Here is a 22,931-nt window from a genome sequence, read left to right on the forward strand (position 1 = left end):
GCGTTACGCGGGTCGGCCTCGCCCCGTCATTTCTCCGTGCCTGGAGTACGCGACGCGCCCGCCCGTTCCAGGAGCTCGGCGGTCGCCTCCCACAGGCGCCGCTCGCGGTTGCGGTCGTGGGCGACCGGCTGGACCTCTGTCAGCTTGGTCTTCAGCACGAACGCTCCGTCACGCAGGTTCGCCCACCGCTCGTCGAGGGCCATCGCGGCCAGCAGCGGCCCCGAGCGCTGCGGCGTCGAGACGCCGGGCATCCGGCCCAGGGCGCGGCTCATCGCCTGCAACGCCGCGGGCGCGCCGCGGCCCAGTGCGGTGCCGGGCATCCAGCCCGGCTCGAACACCGACACGTTGATGCCCGCGCCGGCCTGACGCTGCAGCTCGTGGGCGTAGTAGAGGATCGCGAGCTTGGCGTTGGAATACGCGACACCGGAGGCCTCCATGCCCGGCGCCTGGTCGCCACCGGCCGGGCGGGCGAGCTCGACGGGGTCGGCCCACTTCGCCTCCGGCACGTGCAGCAGCTTGCGCCAGAAGTTGGCTTGGTAGGTGTTCGAGCCGATCAGCACGATCCGCGCCGGGGCGGTGAACGAGGCGAGCAGGTCGCCGATGAGCTGCGCGTGGGCGAGGTGGTTGACGGCGAACGTCAGCTCGTAGCCGTCGGCCGAGGCTCGCCGGGTGTCGGCCGACATGGTGCCGGCGTTGGCGACCAGCGCGCGCAGCGGACGGACCGCGCCGCCGGCGATCAGGCCGCGGGCGGTGACCGCGGCGGCCCGGACGTCGGCCAGGCTCGCCAGGTCGCAGCCGATCGTGTGCACGCGCGCCCCGAGGGCGCGAGCCTCGTCGGCGACCGCGGTCAGGTCGCGCCCGGCGCGGCCGACGAGCAGCAGGTCGGGCCGCTGCCCGTCCGGGCGGCCGGCCATGGCCAGCACGGCGTGCCGGCCCAGGTTGCGCGTGGGGCCGGTGATGAGGACGGTTCCGGGTTCGGTCATGGCTCCAGCCTGCGAGAACGGCGCGACCGCAGCCAGTCGTCCGGTTTTCGTAGGACTGCCAGGACCAGGACAACCGGTGCGGGCTCGTCCAGAATGGACCTCGTGGAAGCGTGGGAGTTCGGCCGGACGGTGCGCCGCTGGCGCGACCGGGTGGCCCCCGAGACCGTCGGTGTCCCGGCGGGCCGGCGGCGCCGGGCCAGCGGGTTGCGCCGCGAAGAACTGGCCGCGCTCGCCGGCATCTCGGCCGACTACCTGACCCGTCTCGAGCAGGGACGGGCGACCGCGCCGTCGACGCAGGTCGTCGAGTCGCTGGCCCGCGCGCTGCGCCTGGCCGACACCGACCGCGACCTGCTCTACCGGCTGGCCGGGCACGCCGCGCCCGGCCCGGACGTCGTGCCGTCGCGGGTCACCCCGAGCGTGCAGCGGCTGCTCGACCGGCTGTCGCACACGCCGGTGGTCGTCTACGACGCCAGCTGGACGCTCGTGCTGGCCAACGCGCCCTACGACGCGCTCATGGGCGACACGACCACCTGGCGCGGGCTGGACCGCAACGCCGTGTGGCGCAACGTCGCCCGGCTGCCGTCGAGGGTCGTGCACACCCCGGCGGAACAAGCCGAACACGAAGCCCGGCTCGTGGCCGACCTGCGCCTGACCGCGTCGCGCTACCCCGCCGACCGCGCGCTGCGGCGCCTGGTCGCCGACCTGGCCGCCGGCAGCCCGCGGTTCGCCGAACTGTGGGACGCCGAAGCCCCGCCGCCCCTGCCCGACCCGTCGCGGCGCAAGACCATCGACCACCCCGCGGTCGGCACGCTCACCCTCGACTGCGACACGCTGCTCGTCGCCCTCGACGACCTGCGCATCAGCGTCTACACCGCCGAGCCCGGCACCGAGGACGCCGACCGCCTGGCCCTCGCCGCCGTTCTCGGCACCCAGTCGCTGCGGCCCTGACCACGGATCCACTTTTGAGGAACGGTCGTTCTTGACTGATCGTTCCTCAAAAGGCTAACGTCGTGGCATGGGCAGGCAACGGGCGTTCGACGAAGACGAAGTGGTGCGGGCCGCCGTGAAGTTGTTCGGTGGCCGCGCGTACGACGGGGTGTCCGTCGACGACCTCGTCACCCACCTCGGCGTGCACCGCAACAGCCTGTACAAGACGTTCGGCAGCAAGCGCGGTCTCTACCTGGTCGCCCTGCGCCGCCACCTCGCCGACGTCCTCCCCTTGACCGAAGCGCTCGCCGCGGCACCGGATGCCGCGACCGCGCTCCGGCTCGTCACGTCGGCCGACCTCGGCCTGCTGCTGCTCGCGGCGGTCGAACGGGCACCGGCCGACGAGGAGGTGGCCGCCGAGGTGGCCACGGCGTTGACCGCCATCGACCAGGCGATCGCCGACGCGCTCGACGTCCCTGCTCCCCTGGCCGCCGGCCTCACGGCGGCCGCACTGGGCATCCTCCTGCGCGGCAACCCCGACGGTGTCGGCGCCGCGCTCACCCAGCGCTTCGATTCTCCCGACTGACAAGGAAAAGCCATGGCACTGGTCCACATCGACGGCGACGACCTCGTTGTCGTGATCGAAGGTCTCGACAAGCTCTGGGCCTTCAAGAGCAGCCTCACCATCCCGCTGGCCAACGTCCGCGGCGCGACCGCGGACCCCGGCATCGCCGCCGACCCCAAGGGAATCCGCGCGCCGGGCGCCCACCTGCCCGGCGTGATCACGGCGGGCACGTTCCACCTCGACGGCGAAAAGGTGTTCTGGGACATCAAGGATCCGTCGAAGGCCGTCGTGATCGAACTCGCCGACGAGCGCTACGCCCGCCTCGTCCTCCAAGTCGACGACCCGCGCGCGACGGTCGCGCTGGTCGAAGACGCTCTGCGCTGAAAGAGACAAGCCGATGCTCTCCCCCTCGCCACGGTCATGGTGTCGCTGGCCGTCGACGCCGACCACCCGGACACCCTCGCCCCGGCCGCGCTCGACGCCTTGCACCGGTTCGCGCGGCGCTGAGGACGGCCTGGGGATCATGTACGAGGTGGCCGCAGGGCAGTCGTAGACATCCGCACATTCCGCCTGGAGCTCACCTGCGAACCTTGCGGTGTGGCCCGCCGCGCCTCGGCGCCTGCAGCGGCAACGACTCCCTGTCCACAACGGACAATAGGCAGTTCGGCACCGTCCCGGCGATGGGCAGGCCGTTCACCGCCGCGGGACGTATTCTTGCCCACCGGAGGTGTCATGCTGGGTCTGGGCGAGCTCGAAGCGTCGGTGATGGACGTGCTCTGGAGCACGGCGGAGCCCCTGCGGGTCCGTCAGGTGCTCGACGAGCTCAACCAGCACCGCGACCTGGCCTACACCACCGTCATGACCGTCCTGGACAACCTGCACCGGAAGGGCTGGGTCGTCCGCGACCTGGAGAACCGCGCCTACCACTACCGCGCCGTGACCACGCGCGCCGAAGCCACCGCGCGGAGCCTGCGGGCGGTGCTCGACTCCGTCGACGACCGCGAGTCGGTCCTGCTGCACTTCGTCAGCACCGTCACGGAGGAGGAGTCGGACGTCCTCCGCCGGGCGCTGCGCCGGAAGCCGCGAAAGCGGTGATCCTCGCGGCGGCGTTGCCGCTCGGCGGCATCGCGGTCGGCTGGTGGTCGCCGCCCCTGCTGAGCCGGCTGGTCTCGGCGAGAACCGATCCCGGCACGGCGATCGCCTGGTGGCTGCCGGCCGCCGCGGGCGTGGTCACCGCGACGGCCACGGCCCCGCCGGCGCGATCGTCCAGCTGCTCCACGACTGCTGGTCAGCGGTCGGTCACGACGACTTCCCCGCACTCGACCCGGTCGTCGGCGGCGTCTCCGGCGCCGTTCTGGTCGCCGCGGCCGGGCGGCCGGCGGTCACCTCGCTCGCCCGGCGGTGCCGGCGCACCGTCCTGCGCCGGCACCACCTGACCGCGCTGCGGCTCACCGGCACCCACGACACCCGGCCGATCCCCACGCTGTGGCTGCCGGACGACCGGCCCCTCGCGTACAGCCCCGGCTGACGGCGCGGGAGCTGAGCGCCGTGCCGGCGCACGAGCGAGCCCACGTGCGGGGCCACCACCACCTGCTCACCGGCTGTTCGGTGGTGCTGGGCCGGACGGTGCGCTTCGTGCCGCTGATGCGCGACCTCCCCACGGCCGTCCGGCTGCTCGTGGAGCTGTCCGCCGATCAGGCGGCGGCCGCGCACTGCGGACGCGAGCCGCTGCGTTCGGCGCTTCTGTCGATCCAGGCGGTGGACGGGCCGCGGCGCGCCCTCCCGATGGCGGGTGGCGACACGGCCATCCGGCTCGACACCGCGCCGTCGTCGGCAGGGCGGCGGCCGGCGACCGCGCTCAAGGCCGTGGTCCTGGTCGGGGCCGGCAGTCCCCTCGTCTGTCCCTGAGCGGTCAGGCCTGGGACGAGCGGGAGGTGAACCCGCGCAGGCGCAGGCTGTTGCCCACCACGAACACCGAGCTGAACGCCATCGCCGCGCCCGCGATCATCGGGTTCAGCAACCCCGTCGCGGCCAGCGGCAACGCCGCCAGGTTGTAGGCGAACGCCCAGAACAGGTTGCCCTTGATGGTCCGCAGCGTCCGCCGCGACAGCCGGATCGCGTCGGCCACCGCGCGCAGGTCGCCGCGCACCAGCGTGATGTCGCTCGCCTCGATCGCGACGTCCGTGCCCGTGCCCATCGCCAGCCCCAGATCGGCCTGGGCCAGCGCCGGCGCGTCGTTCACGCCGTCGCCGACCATCGCGACGACCTTGCCCTCGTCCTGCAGCCGCTTGACGACGTCGAGCTTGCCCGACGGCAGCACCTCGGCGATCACCTCGTCGATGCCGACCTCCGCCGCCACCGCCCGCGCGACCGCCGTGGTGTCCCCGGTCAACAGCACCGGAGTCAGCCCAAGCTCGCGCAGCTGCGCGATCGCCTCGGCCGAGGTCGGCTTGACGGTGTCGGCGACCACCAGCACCCCGCGGGCCGCGCCGTCCCACGCCACCGCGACCGCCGTGTGCCCGCGCTCTTCGGCCGCCACCTTGGCCGCGGCCAGCTCGTCGGGCAGCGGCTGGCTCCAGTCCTCCAGCAACGCCGTGCGGCCGACCAGCACCGCGTGACCATCGACGATGCCCTGCACACCGAGTCCCTCCACGTTCGTGAAGTCCTCGATGGCGGGCAGCTCGACACGGTCCCGGGCGCCGCGGGCGATGGCCGCGGCGATCGGGTGCTCGGACGCGTCTTCCAGGGCACCGGCCAGCCGGAGCAGCTCCGCCTCGTCGACACCCTCGGCGACGTGGACGCCAACCAGGGTCATCCGGCCGGCGGTGACCGTGCCGGTCTTGTCCAGCACGACGGTGTCGACGCGGCGGGTCGACTCCAGCACTTCCGGCCCCTTGATCAGCACGCCCAGCTGGGCGCCGCGGCCGGTCCCGACGAGCAGCGCCGTCGGCGTGGCCAGCCCCAGCGCGCACGGGCAGGCGATGATCAGCACCGCGACCGCCGCGGTGAACGCCGCCGCCGTGCCGGCGTCCGTGCCGAGCCAGAACCCGAGCGTCGCGACCGCCAGGCCGATGACGATCGGCACGAACACCCCGGAGACCCGGTCGGCCAGGCGCTGGACCTCGGCCTTGCCGCTCTGGGCGTCCTCGACCAGCTTCGCCATCCGGGCCAGCTGCGTGTCCGCGCCGACGCGGGTGGCCCGCACGACCAGCCGGCCACCGGCGTTGACGGTCGCCCCGGTCACCGCGTCGCCCTCGCCGACCTCCACCGGCACCGACTCGCCGGTGAGCATCGACGCGTCGACCGCGGACCGGCCGTCCTCGACCACGCCGTCGGTGGCGATCTTCTCGCCCGGCCGCACGACGAACCGGTCGCCCACCGCCAGCTCCGACGCCGGGACGCGGACCTCGGCGCCGTCGCGCAGCACGGCGACTTCCTTCGCGCCCAGCTCGAGCAACGCCCGCAGCGCGGCGCCGGCGCGGCGCTTGGACCGCGCCTCGAAGTAGCGGCCCGCGAGGATGAACGTCGTGACGCCCGCGGCGACCTCGAGGTAGATGTTGCCCGCGCCGTCGGACGGCGCGATCGTCAGCTCGAACGGGTGCACCATCCCCGGCGTCCCCGCGGTGCCGAACAGCAGCGCCCACAGCGACCACGCGAACGCCGCGAGCACACCCATCGACACGAGCGTGTCCATTGTGGCCGCGCCGTGGCGCAGGTTCGTCCACGCCGCCCGGTGGAACGGCCACGCGCCCCACGTCACGACCGGCGCCGCCAGCGTCAGCGAGATCCACTGCCAGGAGGTGAACTGCAGCGCGGGCACCATCGCGAGCAGGATCACCGGGACCGCGAGCGCCGTGCTGGTGATCAGCCGCTGCCGCAACGGCCTGGTGGGATCGTCTTCGGCTTCCTCGTGCCGGGGCTTTTCCGGCTGGGGCAGCGTCGCGTGGTACCCGGCGGCTTCGACCGTGGCCACCAGCGTGGCCGGGTCGACGCCTTCGGGAGCGTGGACGCGCGCTTTTTCCGTCGCGTAGTTGACCGACGCGGTGATGCCGTCGAGCTTGTTGAGCTTGCGCTCGATGCGGTTGGCGCAGGACGCGCAGGTCATGCCACCGATCGCGAGTTCGATCTCGGTCACCGGGCCGGATTCGGCCGTGGTACTGGTCATGATCGTCTCCTTTCGCGGTCAGTGGCCGTGGCCGTCGGCGGGCGCCGGCGTCGGCGTCGGCGCGGGCGTTCCGGCGGTCGTCAGGGTGAAGTCGGCGGTCCGCACGACGCCGCCGTGCTTGAAGTCGAGGAACAGCCGGTAGGTGCCCGCGCTGGGGACTTCGGCGGCGAACTTCACCCGCGGTCCGGCGGCCGTCCTGCCGTCGCCCGGTTCGCCGTCGGGGTGGACGTGCAAGTAGGCGAGGTCACCGCCGCGCAGCACGACCAGGTGCCCGTAGGCGCCGAGGTAGGGCTGCAGGTCGGTGACCGGGACGCCGGCCCGGCTGACGGTCAGCGTGAGCGGCGAGGTCTTCCCCGCCGTCAGGTCGCCGGCGAGCTCGACGGTGTAGCCGTCGACGTGCGCCGTGCGGCTGGGCGCGTAGGCCGCGGGCTGGTAGTTCCCGGCGACCGAGAGGTCGGCGCCGAGCGTCATCGGCTTCCCGCCGGTGGGTGCGAAGTCGGCGAACGCCCGGTACGAGCCGGCGGTGGGCAGGGTCAGCGGGACGCTCCAGGTGCCGTCCGGCGCCAGTTCCGGGTGCACGTGCTGAAAGCCGGCCGTATCCCGGCGGACCACGATCAAGTGCAGCTTCTTCTCGTGCTCGACGTCGTAGGCGGTGACCGGCTTGCCGTCCGGGCCGGTGATCGTGAAGGAGAACCGCCCGGGTTCCGGCGTCGGATTGGCGAGGACGAAGGTGTAGCCGTCCTTGCTCGAGGCGAGGCCGCCCGGCAGGTCGTCCGCCGCGGCCATGCCCTCGTGGTCCGGCATGGCCGCTTCGTGGCCGGCGTTCTCGCTGGCCGAGACCGGGCCGGCCGTCTTCCCGACGACGAACCCGCCGGCGGCGAGCAGGGCGAGCGCTCCCCCGAACACGGCCAGCCGTGCTGTGGTGTTCATGGCAACTTCCCTCGGTTTCGGGTCGCCGGTTCAGCCGGCGAGGGTGTAACCGGCCTCCTCGACGGCGGCGCGGACCCGCGCTTCGTCGATCGGCTCGGCACTGGTGACGGTGACGGCCCCGGTGGGCAGGTCGACCGCGACGCCGGTGACGCCGTCGATCGCGCCGACCTCCTCGCCGACCGAGGCGACGCAGTGCGAGCAGGTCATGCCGGTGACGGTGTAAGTGCGCTGGCTCATGACGGTTCTCCTCCGTGAGATGCGGGTCAGGACTTGACGAGGCGCGCGATGGCCGCGCTCGCTTCGGCGACCTTCGTGGCCGCGACATCGCCGCCTTCCGCGGCCGCCTCGGCGACGCAGTGCCGCAGGTGGTCGTCGAGCAACCCCAGCGCGACGGCCTCGAGGGCCTTCGTCGCGGCCGAGACCTGCGTCAGCACGTCGATGCAGTACTTGTCGTCGTCGATCATCTTGGCGATGCCGTGGACTTGCCCCTCGACGCGTCGCATGCGCTGCAGCAGGGCGTCCTTGTCGTGGCTGTATCCGTTCACGCCTTCAAGATACCCCTAGGGGGTACCGGTATCAAGTGGCGTGCGTCTCAAGCAGGCCCGCGACGATGGGGACCATCGACGGCGAAAGGGGGATCAAATCCACGCGAAGGACCACCGGTGGACGATGCACGTCCACTGTGGATAGAGTGCGGTGCTTGCCCGGCCGATCGTCGGCCGCCGGCGATCGCCGCGAAGTCGATCTACTATACGCGATAGCAGAAAGTACTATCCGCACTAGCGGACAGTGATCAATTGGCCGGCCGAGTTTTCGCTCCCCACCAGCACAAAAGCGAATGGGGCGAACTTTCTTCCCCCGAATGGTAGACGCCGCCGACGTCCCTTTCGTAGCCTGTCCGTGATCTCGCGGCGACTGCTGTCGAACGGACGGCGACGCGAGATCTCCGCCGGGCAAGGCTTTGTCGGGAAGCCGGAAACCGGAAGCACACCGCGCGCATCACCTGGTGCAGCTGAAGCTGCCCGAAAGCGGCCGATGCGCGACGGGACAGCGAGCAGAGGACCCCCGACCTCTTCGTCCCGGGTGCCGGCCGGCGGACGACCAGCAAAGGAGACCCGCGCGACCGTGCAGTCGCATTCCCTCAGGCGCGTGGTTTCAGGTGCCCTGGCAGCAGTTTCGGTGATCTTCGTGGTCACCGTCGCCCAGCCGACGGCCACCGCCGCCCCAGTCCCCTTCCTCCAAGCTCCGCCCACCGGGTCGGACGCACTGGCCAAGTACCGCGATCTCGCGGCCCAGGCCGAAAAGCTCAACGAAGACCTGCTGAAGGCCCAGGAAGACCTGAAGGCCAAGCAGGCCGACCTCGACAAGGCCACCGGCGACGTCAACGCGGCGAAGAACCAGGCCGCCACGGCGAGCGAGAACCAGAAGAAGTACCAGGCCGAGGTCGACGAGTTCGCCGGCGCGTCGTTCACCAGCGGCGTCCAGCTGAACAAGCTCTCGGCGCTGCTGTCCGGCACGTCCACGCAGGACTTCCTGGACCGGTCGTCGGCCCTGGAAGTGCTCGCGACGGACAAGAACGCCGCGGTGGGCAACCTCACCGACGCCGTCCGGCAATCCACCGCTGCCGCCGAGAAGGCCAGTGACGCCGCGAAGCGCGCCACCGACGCGCGCGACGCCGCGGCGAAGCTGACCGAGGACATCAAGGCCAAGCAGAAGACGCTCAACACCCAGATCGACCAGGTCAAGGCCGCCGACAAGACGCTGAGCGCGGCCGACAAGGCCGTCCAGCGCGACACCGGCGGGAAGGCGCCCAACGTCAAGGCGCCGACGGCCGCCGCCCAGACCGCGGTGAACGCCGCGCTGAGCAAGCTGGGCAGCCCGTACGTCTGGGGCGCCACCGGACCGGGCACGTTCGACTGTTCGGGGCTGATGCTCTGGGCGTACGGCAAGGCCGGCATCTCCCTGCCCCGCAACTCCGCGGCGCAGGCGCAGTACGGCACCCCGGTGTCCCGCGACCAGCTGCAGCCCGGTGACCTCGTCGCGTACTACTCGCCGGTGTCGCACATCGGCATGTACATCGGCGACGGGAAGATGGTGCACGCGCCGACCAGCGGTGACGTCGTCAAGATTTCCCCGCTGCAGAGCCAGTACGCCGGGGCGACCCGGCCCACGGCCTGACCTCGAAGCACCGGAACGGGGTGGCATCGCGGCTGCGATGCCACCCCGTTTTGTTTCCGCGACAGCCCGGCCGGATCGGGTCTGAAATACACGTACCCCCCACCGGTATGTGTATCATCCGCTTCCGGGGTGCTCCGCCCGGTTCACCCCCCTAGGCTGCTCAGTGGTCCGGCGTGGCCCGAGGAGGTGCGGTGCAAGGTGCTCTCGTAGTGCTCGTCGGTGTCGCCGCGCTGGCCGCCGCCGGGTACGGCATCGCCAGGCTGGTCCGGCTCGCGCCGGCGGCCCGGGACGTGCTGCCGTTCCTCTCCGGCGGTTCACCGGCCGAGCACGCGGTGTCGCGCTACCACGTCCGGTGGTACACGATCACGATGGTCTTCCTGGCCTTCGACATGGAGATGGTCTTCATGTACCCGTGGACGCTCGTCGTCGCGGAGGTCGGGACGACCGCCGTCGTCGAGATGTTCGCCTTCCTCGCCGTCCTGTTCGCCGGAGTCTGGTACGCCTGGCGAGAAGGCGTTTTCCGATGGACCTGACGACCTGGCTGCTGAGCCGCACACCGGTCAGGCCCCTGGTCGCCACCACGGTCGGCGGGACCGGCGTCCGGCTGGCCGTCGAGCGGGAGATGCGCCGGCGTGGCTGGCGGCCCGCGCTGAACCCGGCGGAAGCGAACCTGCTGATCGTCACGGGCCCGGACGACCCGGCGATGACGCCGTTCGTCGAGGCGGTCTGGGAGCAGATCCCGGTGCCTCGCGCGCGGGTCAGCCTGGAAACGCCGGCGGAAGTTGCAACCGCGCTGTCCGAGGCTGAGCGTCGGATGCGCTCGCGGGACGAGCAGCACCCGGCGTCCACCCCGGAACCGGCCGCCGCGAAGGCCGAAGACCACCACGACCACGCACAGCACGGCGAACACCACGAGCACGACATGGCCGACATGGAGATGCCCGGCGGCGTCCCGATGGCCGATCGGGCCGACGACCGCGACGGCCTGAAGCTCGACCGGCTGGCTGTTCCCCTGGGCCCGCTGCTTCCGGCCTGGCCGCCGGGCCTGCTGGTGCGCACAACCCTGCAGGGCGACGTCATCCAGGAAGCGACCGCGGAGGCAGTGATGACCGCGGCGCACGGACCGGCGCCATTCTGGGACAGCGTGACTTCCGACCGGATCGCGGCGCGCCGGCTCGACAGCTGCGCGCGACTGCTGACCATCGCGGGCTGGGAGTACGCCGCCGTCACCGCGGCACGTCTGCGTGACGACCTGCTGTCCGGCGCTGACGTCGAAGCGCGGTTCGCGCGCTGGGCGAGGCGAGTCCGCCGCTCGCGGGTCCTGCGGTGGTCCTTGACCGGGATCGGCGCCCATGCCGGCTCCGACGCGCTGGACCGCCTGACTCACTGGATCGACCAGGCAACAGCCGCAGGCGCCTCGGACTCGACTGCCACCGAAGATCCGGCCGAAATCCTCGACGCCCTGCCGAGCCTGCTGACCGGAACCGAATTCGCGACGGCCCGGCTGGTCGTCGCGAGCCTCGATCCCGACCTCGAGCGCCTGCGGGTGTCCCATGGTTGACGAACTCCCGTGGTGGGGCGGCCTGCTGCTGCCCGTCGTGCTCGCGGCCTTGGCCGCGGCGACCGCGTCGGGGGACGCCGTCCTGCACGACCGGGCGAGCGGCGGACCCGGCCCGCGGGCCGCCGTGACGCTGCCGCTGCGCGAAGCCGGCGGGCTGCTCGTCCAGCAACGCCGCCGCACGGTCGGGGCCGACGTCCTCCTCGCGCGTGGCGGTGCCCTCGCGCTGCTGCCGGCCGCGGTGCTCGCCTCGCTGGTGACGCCGCTCGGGCGGTGGGCGGTGGCGGACCTGTCGATCGGGATCGTCTGGTTCAACGCGATGGAGGCCGTGGCGTGGGCGGCCGTGTGGCTGGTCGGCTGGGGCGCCAACTCGGCGTACGGCCTGGTCGGCGGCTACCGGTTCATCGCGCAGGGCCTGGCTTACGAGCTGCCGCACATGTTCGCGCTGATCACCGCGGCGCTCGGGGCCGGTTCGCTGCGGGTGGCCGACGTCGTGGCGGCCCAGGACCCGGTGTGGTTCGTGGTGTGGATGCCGGTCGCGTTCGCCGTCTACCTGCTGTCGGTGCTGGCCATGTCCTTCTGGGGGCCGTTCGACCAGCCGGTCGGCGCGGACGCCGCCGGGGGCGCGTCGGCCGAACTGTCCGGAGTGGACCGGCTGGTGTTCGTGGCCGCCCGGTGGCTGCTGCTGACCTCGGGGGCGGCGTTCGCGGTGCCGTTGTTCCTCGGCGGGGGTGCCGGCCCGGTGCTGCCCGCGTGGCTGTGGTCCCTGCTGAAGACCCTGGCCGTGCTCGCCCTGCTGGTATGGGTCAAGCGCCGGATCCCCGCGTTGCGGATGGAGCGCTACCAGGAGATCGCCTGGGTCGTGCTCATCCCGGTGACCCTCCTCCAGGCCCTGGTGGTCGCCGTCGTCGTCCTCGCCCGCTGACGAAAGGAGCACTGTCGCATGTGGACACAGATAGTCTTCTGGGTGTGCGCGGCCGGCGCGGTCGTGACCGGCGTGGCGGTGTTCCGTGTGGATTCGATGGCGCGTGCGACGTTCGCGCTGCTGGCGTCCTTCTTCTTCGCGGCCGGCACGATCCTGCTGCTGAACCTGGCCTACCTCGGCATGCTCGTCGTCCTCATGATGATCATGGAGATGGTCGTCATGGTCGTCTTCATGATCATGTACATGATGAACCCGGCCGGGCTGATGCCGATGACCATGGTGCACAACCGGAAGGGCTCGCTGGCCATCGCGGGCGGGGTGTTCGCCGCGCTCGCCACCGGCATCCTCCTCATCCCGTGGCCGACCTCGGACCAGCCACGCCCGGCGGACCCGACGCGCGCACTCGGCGAGGCGCTGATGGGGTCGAAGATGCTGGTGATGATGGTGCTCGGGCTGTGCCTGTTCGCCACGATGGTCGCCACCGTCGTGCTCGCCACCCACCGCGGCCGCTACGACCGCTACGGCGACGGCCTCCGCGCGAAACGGCCGGACGACCCGGTGCGAGGAGGCTTGGACCGATGACGCTGCAGGAGTATCTGCTGCTGGCCGCGGCGCTGTTCAGCGTCGGCCTCTACGGTGCGCTGTCCCAGCAGTCCATCGTGATGGTCATGATGGGGCTGGAGCTGATGGCCAACGCGGTCATCGTGGGCGGCGCGGCTTTCTGGTACTTCGCCTCGCCCACGCGCCCGGACGGTCAGGTCGTCGTCCTGGTCGCGGTGACGCTGATGGCGGTCGACATGGCGATCGGCTTCGCCGTGACGACCGCGATCTTCCGCCGACGCGACGTGGACCTGACCGACTCCGCCGCGGACCTCAAGGGCTGAGCTGATGACGCTATGGCTGCTGATAGCGCTCCCCCTGGTCACCGGGGCCGCCTTGCTGGTCACCGGACGCCCGGCCGGCCGCGTCGCCCCGGCCGTAGGGGTCGGAGCCGCGGGCCTGACCCTCGTGCTGGCGGTGTTCGCCGCGGTGACCCGCCCCGAGGTCTCCGCGCCACTGCTGGCGGGGCTGCGGATCGGGCTCGCCGTGGACGGGTTGTCGGCGGTCATGGTGCTCACCGTCGCCGTGGTCCTGGTGGCCGTGCTGGTGTTCGCGGCCGGCGAGTTCGGCGCCGCCGAGTCCCGCGCCCGCTTTCACGGCCTGATGCTGGTCTTCGCCGGGGCGATGCTGGTGACCGTCACCGCCCGGGACCTCGTCGTGCTGCTGATGGCGTGGGAGGTCATGGGCGCCTGTTCCTACGCCTTGATCGGGTTCTGGTGGCGCGAAGACCACCGCGTGGACTCCGGCGCGATCGCGTTCCTCACCACCCGCGCGGCCGACCTCGGGCTGTACCTCGCGGCCGGGGCCGCGGTGGCGGGCGGCGTCGCGAGTCTCACGCTGGCCGGGCTCCCGGCCGCGGCCGGCGGCTGGCGGGACGTGGTCGTCGCCGGTGTGGTGCTGGCGGCCGCCGGGAAGTCCGCGCAGCTGCCGTTCAGCTTCTGGCTCTCCCGGGCGATGGACGGCCCGAGCCCGGTCTCGGCGCTGCTGCATTCGGCGACGATGGTCGCGGCCGGGGCCTACCTGCTGATCCGGCTCGAACCGCTGCTGGCGGCCACGACGTGGGCGCCCACCGTGGTGGCCTGGCTCGGCGTCGTCACCGCGCTGGTGCTCGGGGCGATCGCGGTGGTGCAGCGCGATCTCAAGCAGGTGCTCGCCGCGTCGACCTGCTCCCAGCTCGGGTTCGTGGTGCTGGCCGCGGGTGCGGGTGGCCCCGCCGCCGGGACCGGGCAGCTCGTGGCGCACGCGGCGACGAAGAGCCTGCTGTTCCTCGGGGCCGGGGCCTGGCTCGTCGGCCTCGGCACCAAGGACCTGCGGCGGCTCGACGGCGCGGCCCGGCGTTACCCACTCCTCGGCATCGTCTTCACCGTCGGAGCGCTCGCCCTGGCCGGGGTCCCGCCGCTGTCCATCTGGGTCACCAAGGACGCGGTCCTCGCCACCGCCTTGGCGGATTCACCGGCGTTGTACGTCGCCGGCTTGGCCGCCGCGTTGGTGAGCGGCGTCTACGTCGGCCGGGTCCTGGCGATCGTGTGGAAACCGGCCGGCGCGGCCCCGGAGCGGCTGAACCGCCTGTTGCTCTGGCCGTTGCCGGTGCTCGCGGCGGCGGCCGCGCTGCTGGGGATCGGCGGCCTGCCGGTCCTGGCCGAACGGTTCTCGCGGCTCGTCGGCGGTCCGGCGGTACCGGCGCCGACGTGGTCCGAACTGGCCGCGTCCGGCCTGATCGCCGTGGCCGGTGTCGTGGCCGCGGCCTCCTGGAAGCGCTCGTTCCGCGAGATCGGTGTCCTCGCCGACTGGCTGCACCTGGAGCGCGTGGCCCGGGCGGCGGTGGCGCGGCCGGTGGGCCGGCTGGCCGTGGTCCTCGCCCGGTTCGACGACCGGGTCGTCGACGGCGGCGTGCGCGTGGCCGCGGCCACGGGCGCGGCCCTCGGGCGGCTGGCGAGCCTGCGCGTCGAGGTGTCGCTCGACGCCGTCGCCCGCGGAGTCGCCGGTGGCGCACGCGCGCTCGGCCGGTGGGCGCCGCGTCCGCAGACCGGGCAGCTGCACCACTACTACGCCCAAGCGGCCGTCGCGCTGGGCGTGCTCGCCGTGTTGTTGCTGGTCCTTTGACGAACGTGAGGTAGCGCGTGCTCAGCGTCGTGGTGTTCCTGCCGGTGGTGGCGGCCGTCGTCCTGCTCGCGGTGCCGCGTGCCGCCGGCCGGTTCGTCTGCTGGTGGTGGATCGGTGCGTCCATTGTGGAGCTCGCCCTGGTCGTCGCGCTGTGGATCGGCTACCCCGGTGGCGACGGCTACGCCTACGAGGTCGACCTGCGGTGGATTCCCAGCGTCAGTTCCGGCTACCACCTCGGCGTCGACGGCCTGAGCCTCCCGCTGATCGCGTTGACCGCGGTCCTTTTCCTCGCCTGCGCGGTGTACTCGCTTCGGCAGGACGACCGGATCCGGTCGTTCGCGGTGCTGTTCCTGTTCTTGGAGACGGTCTGCGTCGGCTTGTTCGTCGCGCTCGACCTCATCTTGTTCTTCGTCTTCTTCGATCTGTCCATTGTGGGCATGTACTTCGTGATCGCCGGCTGGGGCCACCGCGATGCCGCACGCGCCGCGCTGAAGTTCTTCCTCTACACGTTCGTCGGTTCGCTGGCGCTGCTCGTCGGATTCATCGCGCTGTACGTCACGGCGTCGCCGCACACCTTCGACATCGTCGAGCTGACGCGGCAGACGCCCCTGGCCGGGCAGGGCTGGGCGGCGGGGCTGGTGCTGCTGGCTCTCGGCGCCGGCTTCGCGATCAAGACCCCGACCGTGCCGTTCCACACGTGGCTGCCGCCGGCGCACACCGAGGCCCCGGCGGCCGGGTCGGCGATCCTGGCCGGGGTCCTGCTGAAGATGGGCACCTACGGGTTCGTGCGGATCGCCATGCCGATCCTGCCGGACACGTGGCGCCGCTACGCGGTGGTGTTCGTCGTGGTCGGTGTCGTCAGTGTCCTTTATGGAGCGCTGGTCGCGCTCGGCCAGCGTGACTTCAAACGCATGGTCGCCTACACCTCGGTCAACCACATGGGGTACATCGTGCTGGCCATCGGCGCGGCCGGTCTCGTCGCGCACTCGGCGGCCGAAGCACGCCAGCTCGCGGTCACCGGCGCGGTCACGCAGATGGTCAGCCACGGCTTGATCACCGGCGCGTTGTTCCTCCTCGCCGGAGTCCTTTACGAGCGCGGCGGCACCTACGACCTGGACCGCTACGGCGGGCTCGCGGGGAGCGCGCCCCGGTTCGCCGGGCTGACCGCCGCCGCGGCGTTCGCGTCCCTCGGCCTGCCGGGGTTTTCCGGCTTCATCGCCGAGTTCCAGATCTTCACCGGGTCGCTCGGTGCCGCGCCGGTGGCCACGGTGCTCGCCTTCCTCGGCATCCTCGTGACCGCCGCGTTGTTCCTGCGTGCCTTCCAGAAGCTCTTCCTCGGCAAGCCCGGCACCCCGGCCGCCGACCTCACGGTCGCCGAAGGCGTCTCGATCACGCCGCTGCTGGTGCTGGCCGTCGTCGTGGGCGTCTTCCCGCGGTTCCTGCTCGACGTGATCGAACCGGCTTCGCGGTCGGTTCTCGACCTGCTGGCCAGGTGACGCTGATGAACGAGGATCCCCTGGCGCTGCTCCCCGAGATCATCCTCGCGCTGGCCGCGGTCGCCGGGCTGCTGCTCGGGTCCTACCTCCCGCGGCACCGGCAGTGGCCGGTCCGGCTGCTGACCGCCCTCACGTGCGCCGGCGCCCTCGCCGCGACCATCGCGGTCTGGTCCGGCTCGCCCCGGACGGTCTTCGGCGGCACCTACGCGATCGACGTCGCCACCAACGCCGGACGGGCCATCGTCCTGGTCGCCGTCCTGCTGACCTTGGGCGTCACCGCCGGGGAGTTCCGGTCCTCGCCGCGGGAGAGCGAGCTCTACGTCCTGATCCTGCTCGCCGCGCTCGGCACGATCGTGCTGACCGGCGCGAACGACCTGCTGCTGCTCGTGGCCGGCTACCTGCTCGCCAGCATCCCGCTCTACGCCATCGCCGGGTTCGCCAAAGACGACCTCGGCACCGAGGGCGCGTTGAAGTTCTACTTGCTCGGCGCGCTGCTGGGCATCACGATGCTGGCCGGCGCGACGGTGCTCTTCGGAGTCGGCGGCGCGAGCGCGTACGCCGAACTCGATCTCGGGGCCGCCCCCACGGCCGCGGTCGCCGTCGGGTTCGTCGGCGTGCTCGCCGGGCTGCTGTTCAAGATGGGCGCGGTGCCGGCGCACTTCTGGGTGCCGGACGTCACCGAAGGCACCCGGTCCCCCGCGGCCGCGTTCCTCACCACCGTGCCCAAGATCGGCGGTGTGCTCGCCGCCTACCGGCTCGTCTCCGCCACCATGGCCGGCACGACGGTCGGCTGGCCGCTCCTGCTGGCGATCGTCGCCGCGGCGACCATGACGCTCGGCAACCTGGCCGCGTTCTTCCAGCAGGACGTGCGCCGGCTGCTCGGGTATTCGACGATCAGCCAGGTCGGCTACCTGCTCATGGCCGTCACCGTCGCGACCCGCGGCTCTCTCGCGCTCCCGAGCCTGCTGCTGTACCTGGCCGCCTACGCGCTGACGAACCTCGGCGCCTTCGCCGTCGTGTGCGCGCTCCCCCGCGCGAAGACGATCGACGACTACCGCGGGCTGCTGCGCCACCGGCCGTGGCTCGCGGTCAGCCTCGTGGTCTGCCTGCTGGGGCTCGTCGGCACCCCGCCGACGGCGGTGTTCGCCGGGAAGCTGACGGTCTTCACCGCCACGCTCGACGGCGGGTACGGCTGGCTCGTCGTCGTGGCCGCCGTCAACACCGTGGCCAGCCTCTTCTACTACCTGCGCTGGATCGTGGGGGCACTGCGCCCGGCCGGGGCCGAGACGGAACCCGCGGTGGACCCGTGGTCGGCGACCACGGCCTACGTCACAGCCGCCGCGTCGGTCATCGCCGGGCCGCTCGCGGGGCTCCTGCTCGCCTCGTTCCGCGGTGCACTCGCGCTGATGTGAAGGCTCTCACCGCCCGGCGGGCGCCGAAATCGCGTTGTCGATCAGGACGGCGGCGATGGCGGCGGCGGTGGGGAACGTTTCGGTGTTGAGGGCCCGGTTGCGGGCCGAGGCACCGTCGAGGAGTAGTGCCAGTTGTTCGCCGAGCTGGTCGGGGTTGACGGCGCCGGCTTCGCGTGCGGTCGCGGCGAGCCGCGCGGCGACGGCCAATTTGTAGTCGTGTGCGCGCTGCCGTACGGGGTGGTGCGGGTCGGGGATTTCGACGGACGCCGCGATGAAGGGACACAGGGGCGTGATGTCGTCCTGCGTCGCGGTCGTCGGCAGGTCGAAGGCCGCGAGGAGCCGTTCGCGCGGGGTGAGGTCAGGGCGATCGAACACCGCCGCCATGACGCCGGGATCGAACCGGCGCAGGTATTCGTCGACGAGCTCGTCCTTGCCGGCGAAGTGCTGGTAGGCCGTGCGCTTCGACACCTGGGCCTCCGCGCACAGCTGGTCCATGCCGGTCTGGTTGATGCCTTGCTCACGGAACAGTCGTAGTGACGCGCTGAGGATGCGCTCGCGCGCGCCCCTGCCGCGACGCAGGCCTTGAGGGCCCTTCTCCAACTCCGTCATACCCCGAGCATAGCTCAATGGGTAACGCCCGGTGTACATAGCTTGCGGCCCGCGCGGCCGTCCGCTACGTTAAGGACACCGATCGGTGTACATAGTCGGCACCGGGTCGAAGATTCGTCCAATCACTGGAGTGCTCGTGGGAAAGCTCGATGGCAAGGTCGCCGTGATCACCGGCGGAACGAGCGGCATGGCGCTGGCCGGCGCCAAGCTGTTCGTCGACGAAGGCGCGCACGTCTTCATCTCGGGCCGGCGGCAGGAAGCGCTGGACGACGCCGTCGAGCAGATCGGCCGGAACGTCACCGGCGTGCGGGGCGACGCGGCCGACCTGGCGGACCTGGACCGGTTGTTCGACACGGTCAAGCGGGAAAAGGGCGCGATCGACGTGCTGTGGGCCAGCGCCGGGACGGGCGAGCAGCGCCGGCTCGGCGAGATCACCGAGGAGCACTTCGACGCCGCCTTCGGGCTCAACGCGCGCGGCACGCTGTTCACGGTGCAGAAAGCGCTGCCGCTGTTCAACGACGGCGGCTCGATCTTCATGACCGGGTCGAACGCTTCGCTCAAGGGTTATCCCGAGTGGAGCGTGTATGCGGCGAGCAAGGCCGTGCAGCAGGCCTACGCCCGCGTGTGGCTGTCGGAGTTGAAGGACCGGCGGATCCGGGTGAACGTGCTGACCCCCGGCCAGGTCGCCACGCCGAAGCAGGAGGAGTTGTTCGACGAGGCCACGAAGCGGCAGTTCGAGTCCCTGATCCCGCGGGGAGAAATGGGCCGCCCCGAGGAGATCGCGTCGGTCGCGCTGTTCCTCGCCTCGGACGACTCGAGCTACGTGAACGGGATGGAACTGGCCGTCGACGGCGGCACCGCGGCGATCTGAACAGGCAACCCTTTCCAGCGTCAGTCAAAGACGGGACAAACCATGAGCAGCATCAGCATCATCGGCACCGGGAACATGGCCCGCACCATCGGCACGCTGGCGGTGGCGGGCGGCAACACCGTCGAGGTCATGGGCCGCGATCAGGCCAAAGCCGCCGACCTGGCCCAGGCTCTCGGCGGCGGCGCCACGACCGGAGAATGGGGCACCGTCCCGGCCGGGGACATCGTCGTCGTGGCCTTGCTCTACGCCGGCGTCGTTCCGGTCGTGACCCACTACGGCGACGCCCTCGCGGGCAAGGTCATCGTCGAAATCAGCAACCCGTTCAATGCCGCGGCCGACGGGCTGGCCCACGGCGAGGGCACCTCGATCGCGCAGGAGGTCGCCAAGGCGGCCCCGGCGAGCGCCAACGTGGTGAAGGCCTTCAACACGATCTTCCGCCATGTCCTCGAAAAGGGCCGCCCCGCCGTCTTCCTCGCCGGCGACGACACGCAGGCGAAGGCGAGCGTGGAGGCGTTCGTCGAGAGCCTCGGGCTGCGTCCGCTCGACGTCGGCGGCCTGGAAATGGCGTACTGGCTGGAAGGAGCGGGCGTGCTGACGATGGGCCTCGCCCGCCACGGCGTGGGGAACTGGGACTTCGCCCTCAGCGTCACCGAACTTCCCGGCTGAGCCGTACCGCCCTCGACAGCACCGCCGACCGGCCACGGTCCGTCCGAAAAGGATTCTCGCGATGAAGCTCGGTTTCGCCATTCCCATCGTCGGCTCCGCGGTCAGCGGCGCCGCCGGCCTGAGCGCGTACTGCCGCGGCCTCGAAGACCTCGGCTACGACACGCTGTGGGTCGGCGACCGCCTGGTCACGCCGGTCGAAATGCACAGCGTCTACCCGGGCGCGGAGCAGCCGTACCCGCCGCAGATGACCCGGTACCTCGATCCGCTGCTGCTGTGGACCGTCGCCGCCACGGCGACCAGCCGGATGCGGCTCAACGCCAGCACGCTCAGCACGTTCTACTACGAGCCGCCGCACCTCGCGCGGCTGCTGACCACGCTCGACGTGCTCAGCGACGGCCGCCTCGACGTCGGCGTGGGGCTGGGGTGGATGAAGGACGAGTACGACCTCACCCGCCGTGCGGACTGGTACCGGCGCGGCAAGCTGCTCGACGACCTGCTGGCGTTCCTGCACGCGTGGTGGACGACCACTCCGGTGTCCTGGGAAAGCGAGTTCCTCTCCTTGCCGCCGGTGCACGCCGACCTGCGCCCCGTCCAGGCGGGCGGACCGCCGATCTGGATCGGCGGCGCCAGCGAGGCCGCGATGCGCCGCGTCGGGCGCAGCGGCGTCGGCCGGCTCGGGTTCGAGGGGCTGCCGGACGAGGTCGCCGACCACTTGTGGGACGTTGCCCGCCGCGCGGCGCAGGACGCCGGCCGCGATCCCGACGCGCTGAAGACGGCCATGCGGATCAACCTCGAACCGGGCACGTCCGCCGGCTCGCTGGCCGGCAAGCTCAAGCGCTTCGCCGACGCCGGTGTCGACGAGGCGTTCGTGGATGCCTTCGCGGCGTTCCCCAGCCTTGAGCAGACCCTGGACTTCGCCGGCGAGGTGATCGCCCGCACCGGCAGGCTATGACCACCCGAGCACCCTTCTGTCCAAAGTAGACTGACAGCGTTCAGAGGTAGCTGACGCCGGTCAGTTCCTCGGCCGCGGCCCAGAACCGCCTGCCGATGGCCGGGTCGGCCGCGTCCCGGCTGAGCCGGGCCTCGGTCACCCGGCCGCGCGTCTCCCCGAGCCCGGCCGGGCCGAAGAACTGGCCGCCCCGCACGCCGGGCGCGGTGGCGGCGTGCAACTGCGGCAACGCGCCTCTTTCCACGGACTGGGTGGCCACCAGGCCGATGCGCGCGATCACCTGCCCGGCCCGGCCGCGGTGCTCCCAGGCACGCGGGGTCAGGTTGGTCCGGGTGAGCCCCGGGTGGGCCAGCACGCTGGCGATCGGCGATCCGGCGGCGCGCAGGCGGCGGTCCAGCTCGAGACCGAAGAGCGTGGTGGCGAGCTTGGACCGGCCGTAGGCGGCCGTGGCCCGGTAGCCCCGTTCGGACATCAGGTCGTCGAAGTCCAGGTGCGCGTTCTTGTGGGTGATCGAGCTGAGGCTGACCACCCGGGCCTCCCGCGCCGCGGCCAGGTTTTCGAGCAGCAGGCCGGTTAGGGCGAAGTGGCCCAGCACGTTGGTGGCGAACTGCAGCTCGAAGCCGTCGGCCGAGGTGCGGCGCGGGCCGAGCAGGACCACGCCGGCGTTGTTGACCAGCAGGTCGATCGCCGGGTGGTCGACGGCCAGCTTGGCGGCGAACGCGCGTACCGAGTCGAGGGAAGCCAGGTCCAGCTCGCGCACCTCGGTGTCGCCGTCGATCCGGCGAGCGGCCTGCTCGCCGGCGGCGGTGTTGCGGACGGCGAGGACGACGTGGGCGCCGTGGCGGGCCAGTTCGGTGGCGGTGACCAGGCCGAGGCCCGAGTTCGCGCCGGTCACGACGGCGACGCGGCCGCGCTGGTCGGGGATGCGGTCGGCGGTCCATCCGGTCATCTGCTGCTCCTGGGGGTCGGTGCTCTGTTCCGACGACGTTAGGAGCTGTCCGGGCGATCTCGGTCGGACTCGGTTGCCTGGGTCCGCGAGAACCACCTTGGGCTTCCGCGCGGGAGTCACAATGGAGGGATGAGCAGTCCTCATCCCTACGCGCGCGAGCTCGGGGAATTCCTGCGCGCCCGGCGCACGCGGTTGCGTCCGCACGACGTCGGCCTGGAGCCGGGCGGCCGGCGCAAGGTCACCGGGCTGCGGCGCGAGGAGATGGCGCTGCTGGCCGGGCTGAGCACCGACTACTACCAGCGGATCGAGCAGGGCCGCGACGTCCGCCCGTCCGACGACGTCCTCACGGCGCTCGCCGGCGCGCTCGGCCTCGGCGACGAGGAACGCCGGCACCTGTTCACCCTGGGCCACGCCGCCCGCCGGCCGGTGGCCACCCCGGTGCACCGCGAGCCGGAGCGGGTGCCCGAGCGCACCCGCCGGCTGCTGCGGGTCACGGACACGCCGGCGGTCGTGCTCGGCAGGCACCTCGACCTGCTCGACTGGAACCCGATGGCCGAGGCGCTGCTCGGCGACCCGGCCGCCTACCCGCCGGAGCGGCTCAACATGCTCCTGCTGCAGTTCGACGACACGCTGACCGGCGCGCGGAGCTGCCCGGACTGGGAGCGGCAGGCGCTGGACTACATCGGCATGATGCGCGCCGCCGTCGCCACCGATCCCACCCACCCCCGCGCCACCGCGGTCATCGGCGAGCTGAGCATCCGCAGCGCCGAGTTCCGCCGGCTGTGGGCCCGCCACGACGTCCGCGAGTCGGTGAGCGGAACCAAGACCTTCCGGGTGCCCGAGGTGGGCGACATCGTCCTGGACTGGGACACCTATCCGCTGCCCGGCAACTCCGGACCGGTCATGCTGGTGTTCACCGCCGAGCCGGGCAGCGCCGACGAGGACCGGCTGCGGCTCCTGGCGTCGTTGCACGCGTCCCGTTCCGGGCCCATCGACGGGCTTTCCGGATCACCGAACCGGCACGGAGGACCTGAACGGTGATCTA

At 71.9% G+C, this 22,931-nt stretch carries 26 protein-coding genes; 19 read left to right on the plus strand and 7 right to left on the minus strand.

The genetic code is table 11. The features are described 5' to 3' along the window. Positions 1-26: 26 nt before the first annotated feature. Entirely contained in the window at positions 27-983 is a 957-nt protein-coding gene (locus tag AB0M83_RS10140) for an SDR family NAD(P)-dependent oxidoreductase (RefSeq protein ID WP_364515226.1), read from the minus strand. Positions 984-1,076: 93 nt separating this feature from the next. Between AB0M83_RS10140 and AB0M83_RS10145 the strand changes: the two genes are divergently transcribed. From AB0M83_RS10145 to AB0M83_RS10170, 6 genes are all read left to right on the plus strand, one after another. Next, positions 1,077-1,931 (plus strand): helix-turn-helix transcriptional regulator, encoded by an 855-nt coding sequence (locus tag AB0M83_RS10145; protein ID WP_364515229.1) that lies wholly within the window; start codon positions 1,077-1,079, stop codon positions 1,929-1,931. Between the two features lie 67 nt (positions 1,932-1,998). Beyond that, positions 1,999-2,496: a helix-turn-helix domain-containing protein gene (locus tag AB0M83_RS10150; RefSeq protein ID WP_364515232.1), complete on the plus strand. Its 498-nt coding sequence runs from the start codon at positions 1,999-2,001 to the stop codon at positions 2,494-2,496. A gap of 12 nt (positions 2,497-2,508) precedes the next feature. After that, positions 2,509-2,859: a hypothetical protein gene (locus tag AB0M83_RS10155; RefSeq protein WP_364515235.1), complete on the plus strand. Its 351-nt coding sequence runs from the start codon at positions 2,509-2,511 to the stop codon at positions 2,857-2,859. Between the two features lie 348 nt (positions 2,860-3,207). Further along, positions 3,208-3,570, plus strand: a complete 363-nt coding sequence (locus AB0M83_RS10160) for a BlaI/MecI/CopY family transcriptional regulator (RefSeq protein WP_364515238.1) — start codon at positions 3,208-3,210, stop codon at positions 3,568-3,570. A gap of 109 nt (positions 3,571-3,679) precedes the next feature. Continuing rightward, on the plus strand, positions 3,680-4,003 hold the full coding sequence (locus AB0M83_RS10165; RefSeq protein ID WP_364515241.1) for a hypothetical protein: 324 nt from the start codon (positions 3,680-3,682) through the stop codon (positions 4,001-4,003). Between the two features lie 20 nt (positions 4,004-4,023). After that, on the plus strand, positions 4,024-4,383 hold the full coding sequence (locus tag AB0M83_RS10170; RefSeq protein ID WP_364515244.1) for a hypothetical protein: 360 nt from the start codon (positions 4,024-4,026) through the stop codon (positions 4,381-4,383). A gap of 4 nt (positions 4,384-4,387) precedes the next feature. On the opposite strand, the gene AB0M83_RS10175 is transcribed toward AB0M83_RS10170, so the two are convergent. Genes AB0M83_RS10175 through AB0M83_RS10190 form a run of 4 tightly spaced genes read right to left on the minus strand, consistent with a single transcriptional unit; the run spans position 4,388 to position 8,115 of the window. Then, on the minus strand, positions 4,388-6,640 hold the full coding sequence (locus AB0M83_RS10175) for a heavy metal translocating P-type ATPase (RefSeq protein ID WP_364515247.1): 2,253 nt from the start codon (positions 6,638-6,640) through the stop codon (positions 4,388-4,390). A gap of 18 nt (positions 6,641-6,658) precedes the next feature. Continuing rightward, positions 6,659-7,570, minus strand: a complete 912-nt coding sequence (locus tag AB0M83_RS10180) for a hypothetical protein (protein WP_364515250.1) — start codon at positions 7,568-7,570, stop codon at positions 6,659-6,661. 30 nt (positions 7,571-7,600) lie between these two features. Then, complete coding sequence (locus AB0M83_RS10185) at positions 7,601-7,807, minus strand: heavy-metal-associated domain-containing protein (protein ID WP_364515253.1); 207 nt, start codon at positions 7,805-7,807, stop codon at positions 7,601-7,603. Between the two features lie 26 nt (positions 7,808-7,833). Then, the gene (locus AB0M83_RS10190) at positions 7,834-8,115 is read right to left on the minus strand and encodes a metal-sensitive transcriptional regulator (protein WP_364515256.1); all 282 of its coding nucleotides are present in this window, start codon (positions 8,113-8,115) and stop codon (positions 7,834-7,836) included. A 580-nt stretch (positions 8,116-8,695) separates the two neighbouring features. On the opposite strand from AB0M83_RS10190, the gene AB0M83_RS10195 reads away from it, so the two are divergent. The 9 genes from AB0M83_RS10195 to AB0M83_RS10235 all read left to right on the plus strand — a co-directional run bounded on the left by AB0M83_RS10195 (position 8,696) and on the right by AB0M83_RS10235 (position 17,842). Then, entirely contained in the window at positions 8,696-9,748 is a 1,053-nt protein-coding gene (locus AB0M83_RS10195; RefSeq protein WP_364515259.1) for an NlpC/P60 family protein, read from the plus strand. Positions 9,749-9,939: 191 nt separating this feature from the next. Then, positions 9,940-10,281 (plus strand): NADH-quinone oxidoreductase subunit A, encoded by a 342-nt coding sequence (locus AB0M83_RS10200; protein WP_364515262.1) that lies wholly within the window; start codon positions 9,940-9,942, stop codon positions 10,279-10,281. Further along, entirely contained in the window at positions 10,272-11,309 is a 1,038-nt protein-coding gene (locus AB0M83_RS10205; protein ID WP_364515265.1) for a hypothetical protein, read from the plus strand. The genes AB0M83_RS10200 and AB0M83_RS10205 overlap by 10 nt, the downstream gene beginning before the upstream one ends. Further along, a complete protein-coding gene (locus tag AB0M83_RS10210; protein WP_364515268.1) occupies positions 11,302-12,231 on the plus strand; it encodes a complex I subunit 1 family protein in 930 nt (309 codons plus the stop codon). Before AB0M83_RS10205 ends, AB0M83_RS10210 begins: the two co-directional genes overlap by 8 nt. 18 nt (positions 12,232-12,249) lie before the next feature. Further along, a complete protein-coding gene (locus AB0M83_RS10215; protein WP_364515271.1) occupies positions 12,250-12,813 on the plus strand; it encodes an NADH-quinone oxidoreductase subunit J in 564 nt (187 codons plus the stop codon). Beyond that, a complete protein-coding gene (gene nuoK / locus AB0M83_RS10220) occupies positions 12,810-13,115 on the plus strand; it encodes an NADH-quinone oxidoreductase subunit NuoK (protein ID WP_364515274.1) in 306 nt (101 codons plus the stop codon). Before AB0M83_RS10215 ends, nuoK begins: the two co-directional genes overlap by 4 nt. A gap of 4 nt (positions 13,116-13,119) precedes the next feature. Next, positions 13,120-14,934, plus strand: a complete 1,815-nt coding sequence (locus tag AB0M83_RS10225) for a proton-conducting transporter membrane subunit (protein ID WP_364515276.1) — start codon at positions 13,120-13,122, stop codon at positions 14,932-14,934. Between the two features lie 17 nt (positions 14,935-14,951). Next, positions 14,952-16,430: an NADH-quinone oxidoreductase subunit M gene (locus AB0M83_RS10230; protein ID WP_364515279.1), complete on the plus strand. Its 1,479-nt coding sequence runs from the start codon at positions 14,952-14,954 to the stop codon at positions 16,428-16,430. Positions 16,431-16,435: 5 nt separating this feature from the next. Continuing rightward, positions 16,436-17,842, plus strand: coding sequence for an NADH-quinone oxidoreductase subunit N (locus AB0M83_RS10235; RefSeq protein ID WP_364515282.1), 1,407 nt, complete (start codon positions 16,436-16,438; stop codon positions 17,840-17,842). 6 nt (positions 17,843-17,848) lie between these two features. On the opposite strand, the gene AB0M83_RS10240 is transcribed toward AB0M83_RS10235, so the two are convergent. Next, complete coding sequence (locus tag AB0M83_RS10240) at positions 17,849-18,451, minus strand: TetR/AcrR family transcriptional regulator (RefSeq protein WP_364515284.1); 603 nt, start codon at positions 18,449-18,451, stop codon at positions 17,849-17,851. Between the two features lie 136 nt (positions 18,452-18,587). Between AB0M83_RS10240 and AB0M83_RS10245 the strand changes: the two genes are divergently transcribed. The 3 genes from AB0M83_RS10245 (at position 18,588) to AB0M83_RS10255 (ending at position 20,940) form a co-directional block, all read left to right on the plus strand. After that, positions 18,588-19,322, plus strand: a complete 735-nt coding sequence (locus AB0M83_RS10245; protein WP_364515287.1) for an SDR family oxidoreductase — start codon at positions 18,588-18,590, stop codon at positions 19,320-19,322. Between the two features lie 42 nt (positions 19,323-19,364). Beyond that, positions 19,365-19,988: an NAD(P)-binding domain-containing protein gene (locus AB0M83_RS10250; RefSeq protein ID WP_364515290.1), complete on the plus strand. Its 624-nt coding sequence runs from the start codon at positions 19,365-19,367 to the stop codon at positions 19,986-19,988. 61 nt (positions 19,989-20,049) lie between these two features. Continuing rightward, positions 20,050-20,940, plus strand: coding sequence for a TIGR03619 family F420-dependent LLM class oxidoreductase (locus AB0M83_RS10255; RefSeq protein WP_364515293.1), 891 nt, complete (start codon positions 20,050-20,052; stop codon positions 20,938-20,940). 40 nt (positions 20,941-20,980) lie between these two features. On the opposite strand, the gene AB0M83_RS10260 is transcribed toward AB0M83_RS10255, so the two are convergent. Then, a complete protein-coding gene (locus AB0M83_RS10260) occupies positions 20,981-21,886 on the minus strand; it encodes an oxidoreductase (RefSeq protein WP_364515296.1) in 906 nt (301 codons plus the stop codon). A gap of 129 nt (positions 21,887-22,015) precedes the next feature. Here AB0M83_RS10260 and AB0M83_RS10265 point away from each other — a divergent pair, with 129 nt between their 5' ends. After that, positions 22,016-22,927, plus strand: a complete 912-nt coding sequence (locus AB0M83_RS10265; protein ID WP_364515298.1) for a helix-turn-helix transcriptional regulator — start codon at positions 22,016-22,018, stop codon at positions 22,925-22,927. Positions 22,928-22,931 lie beyond the last annotated feature (4 nt).

It is taken from the genome of Amycolatopsis sp. NPDC051106, from assembly GCF_040682775.1.
Lineage (GTDB): Bacteria > Actinomycetota > Actinomycetes > Mycobacteriales > Pseudonocardiaceae > Amycolatopsis.

Bases quoted from the DNA above. Each gene is read 5' to 3' on its own strand.
- AB0M83_RS10140 (WP_364515226.1), bottom strand. From the start codon at position 983: ATGACCGAACCCGGAACCGTCCTCATCACCGGCCCCACGCGCAACCTG.
- AB0M83_RS10145 (WP_364515229.1), top strand. From the start codon at position 1,077: ATGGACCTCGTGGAAGCGTGGGAGTTCGGCCGGACGGTGCGCCGCTGG.
- AB0M83_RS10150 (WP_364515232.1), top strand. From the start codon at position 1,999: ATGGGCAGGCAACGGGCGTTCGACGAAGACGAAGTGGTGCGGGCCGCC.
- AB0M83_RS10155 (WP_364515235.1), top strand. From the start codon at position 2,509: ATGGCACTGGTCCACATCGACGGCGACGACCTCGTTGTCGTGATCGAA.
- AB0M83_RS10160 (WP_364515238.1), top strand. From the start codon at position 3,208: ATGCTGGGTCTGGGCGAGCTCGAAGCGTCGGTGATGGACGTGCTCTGG.
- AB0M83_RS10175 (WP_364515247.1), bottom strand. From the start codon at position 6,640: ATGACCAGTACCACGGCCGAATCCGGCCCGGTGACCGAGATCGAACTC.
- AB0M83_RS10180 (WP_364515250.1), bottom strand. From the start codon at position 7,570: ATGAACACCACAGCACGGCTGGCCGTGTTCGGGGGAGCGCTCGCCCTG.
- AB0M83_RS10185 (WP_364515253.1), bottom strand. From the start codon at position 7,807: ATGAGCCAGCGCACTTACACCGTCACCGGCATGACCTGCTCGCACTGC.
- AB0M83_RS10205 (WP_364515265.1), top strand. From the start codon at position 10,272: ATGGACCTGACGACCTGGCTGCTGAGCCGCACACCGGTCAGGCCCCTG.
- AB0M83_RS10210 (WP_364515268.1), top strand. From the start codon at position 11,302: ATGGTTGACGAACTCCCGTGGTGGGGCGGCCTGCTGCTGCCCGTCGTG.
- AB0M83_RS10215 (WP_364515271.1), top strand. From the start codon at position 12,250: ATGTGGACACAGATAGTCTTCTGGGTGTGCGCGGCCGGCGCGGTCGTG.
- nuoK (WP_364515274.1), top strand. From the start codon at position 12,810: ATGACGCTGCAGGAGTATCTGCTGCTGGCCGCGGCGCTGTTCAGCGTC.
- AB0M83_RS10225 (WP_364515276.1), top strand. From the start codon at position 13,120: ATGACGCTATGGCTGCTGATAGCGCTCCCCCTGGTCACCGGGGCCGCC.
- AB0M83_RS10235 (WP_364515282.1), top strand. From the start codon at position 16,436: ATGAACGAGGATCCCCTGGCGCTGCTCCCCGAGATCATCCTCGCGCTG.
- AB0M83_RS10240 (WP_364515284.1), bottom strand. From the start codon at position 18,451: ATGACGGAGTTGGAGAAGGGCCCTCAAGGCCTGCGTCGCGGCAGGGGC.
- AB0M83_RS10250 (WP_364515290.1), top strand. From the start codon at position 19,365: ATGAGCAGCATCAGCATCATCGGCACCGGGAACATGGCCCGCACCATC.
- AB0M83_RS10255 (WP_364515293.1), top strand. From the start codon at position 20,050: ATGAAGCTCGGTTTCGCCATTCCCATCGTCGGCTCCGCGGTCAGCGGC.
- AB0M83_RS10260 (WP_364515296.1), bottom strand. From the start codon at position 21,886: ATGACCGGATGGACCGCCGACCGCATCCCCGACCAGCGCGGCCGCGTC.
- AB0M83_RS10265 (WP_364515298.1), top strand. From the start codon at position 22,016: ATGAGCAGTCCTCATCCCTACGCGCGCGAGCTCGGGGAATTCCTGCGC.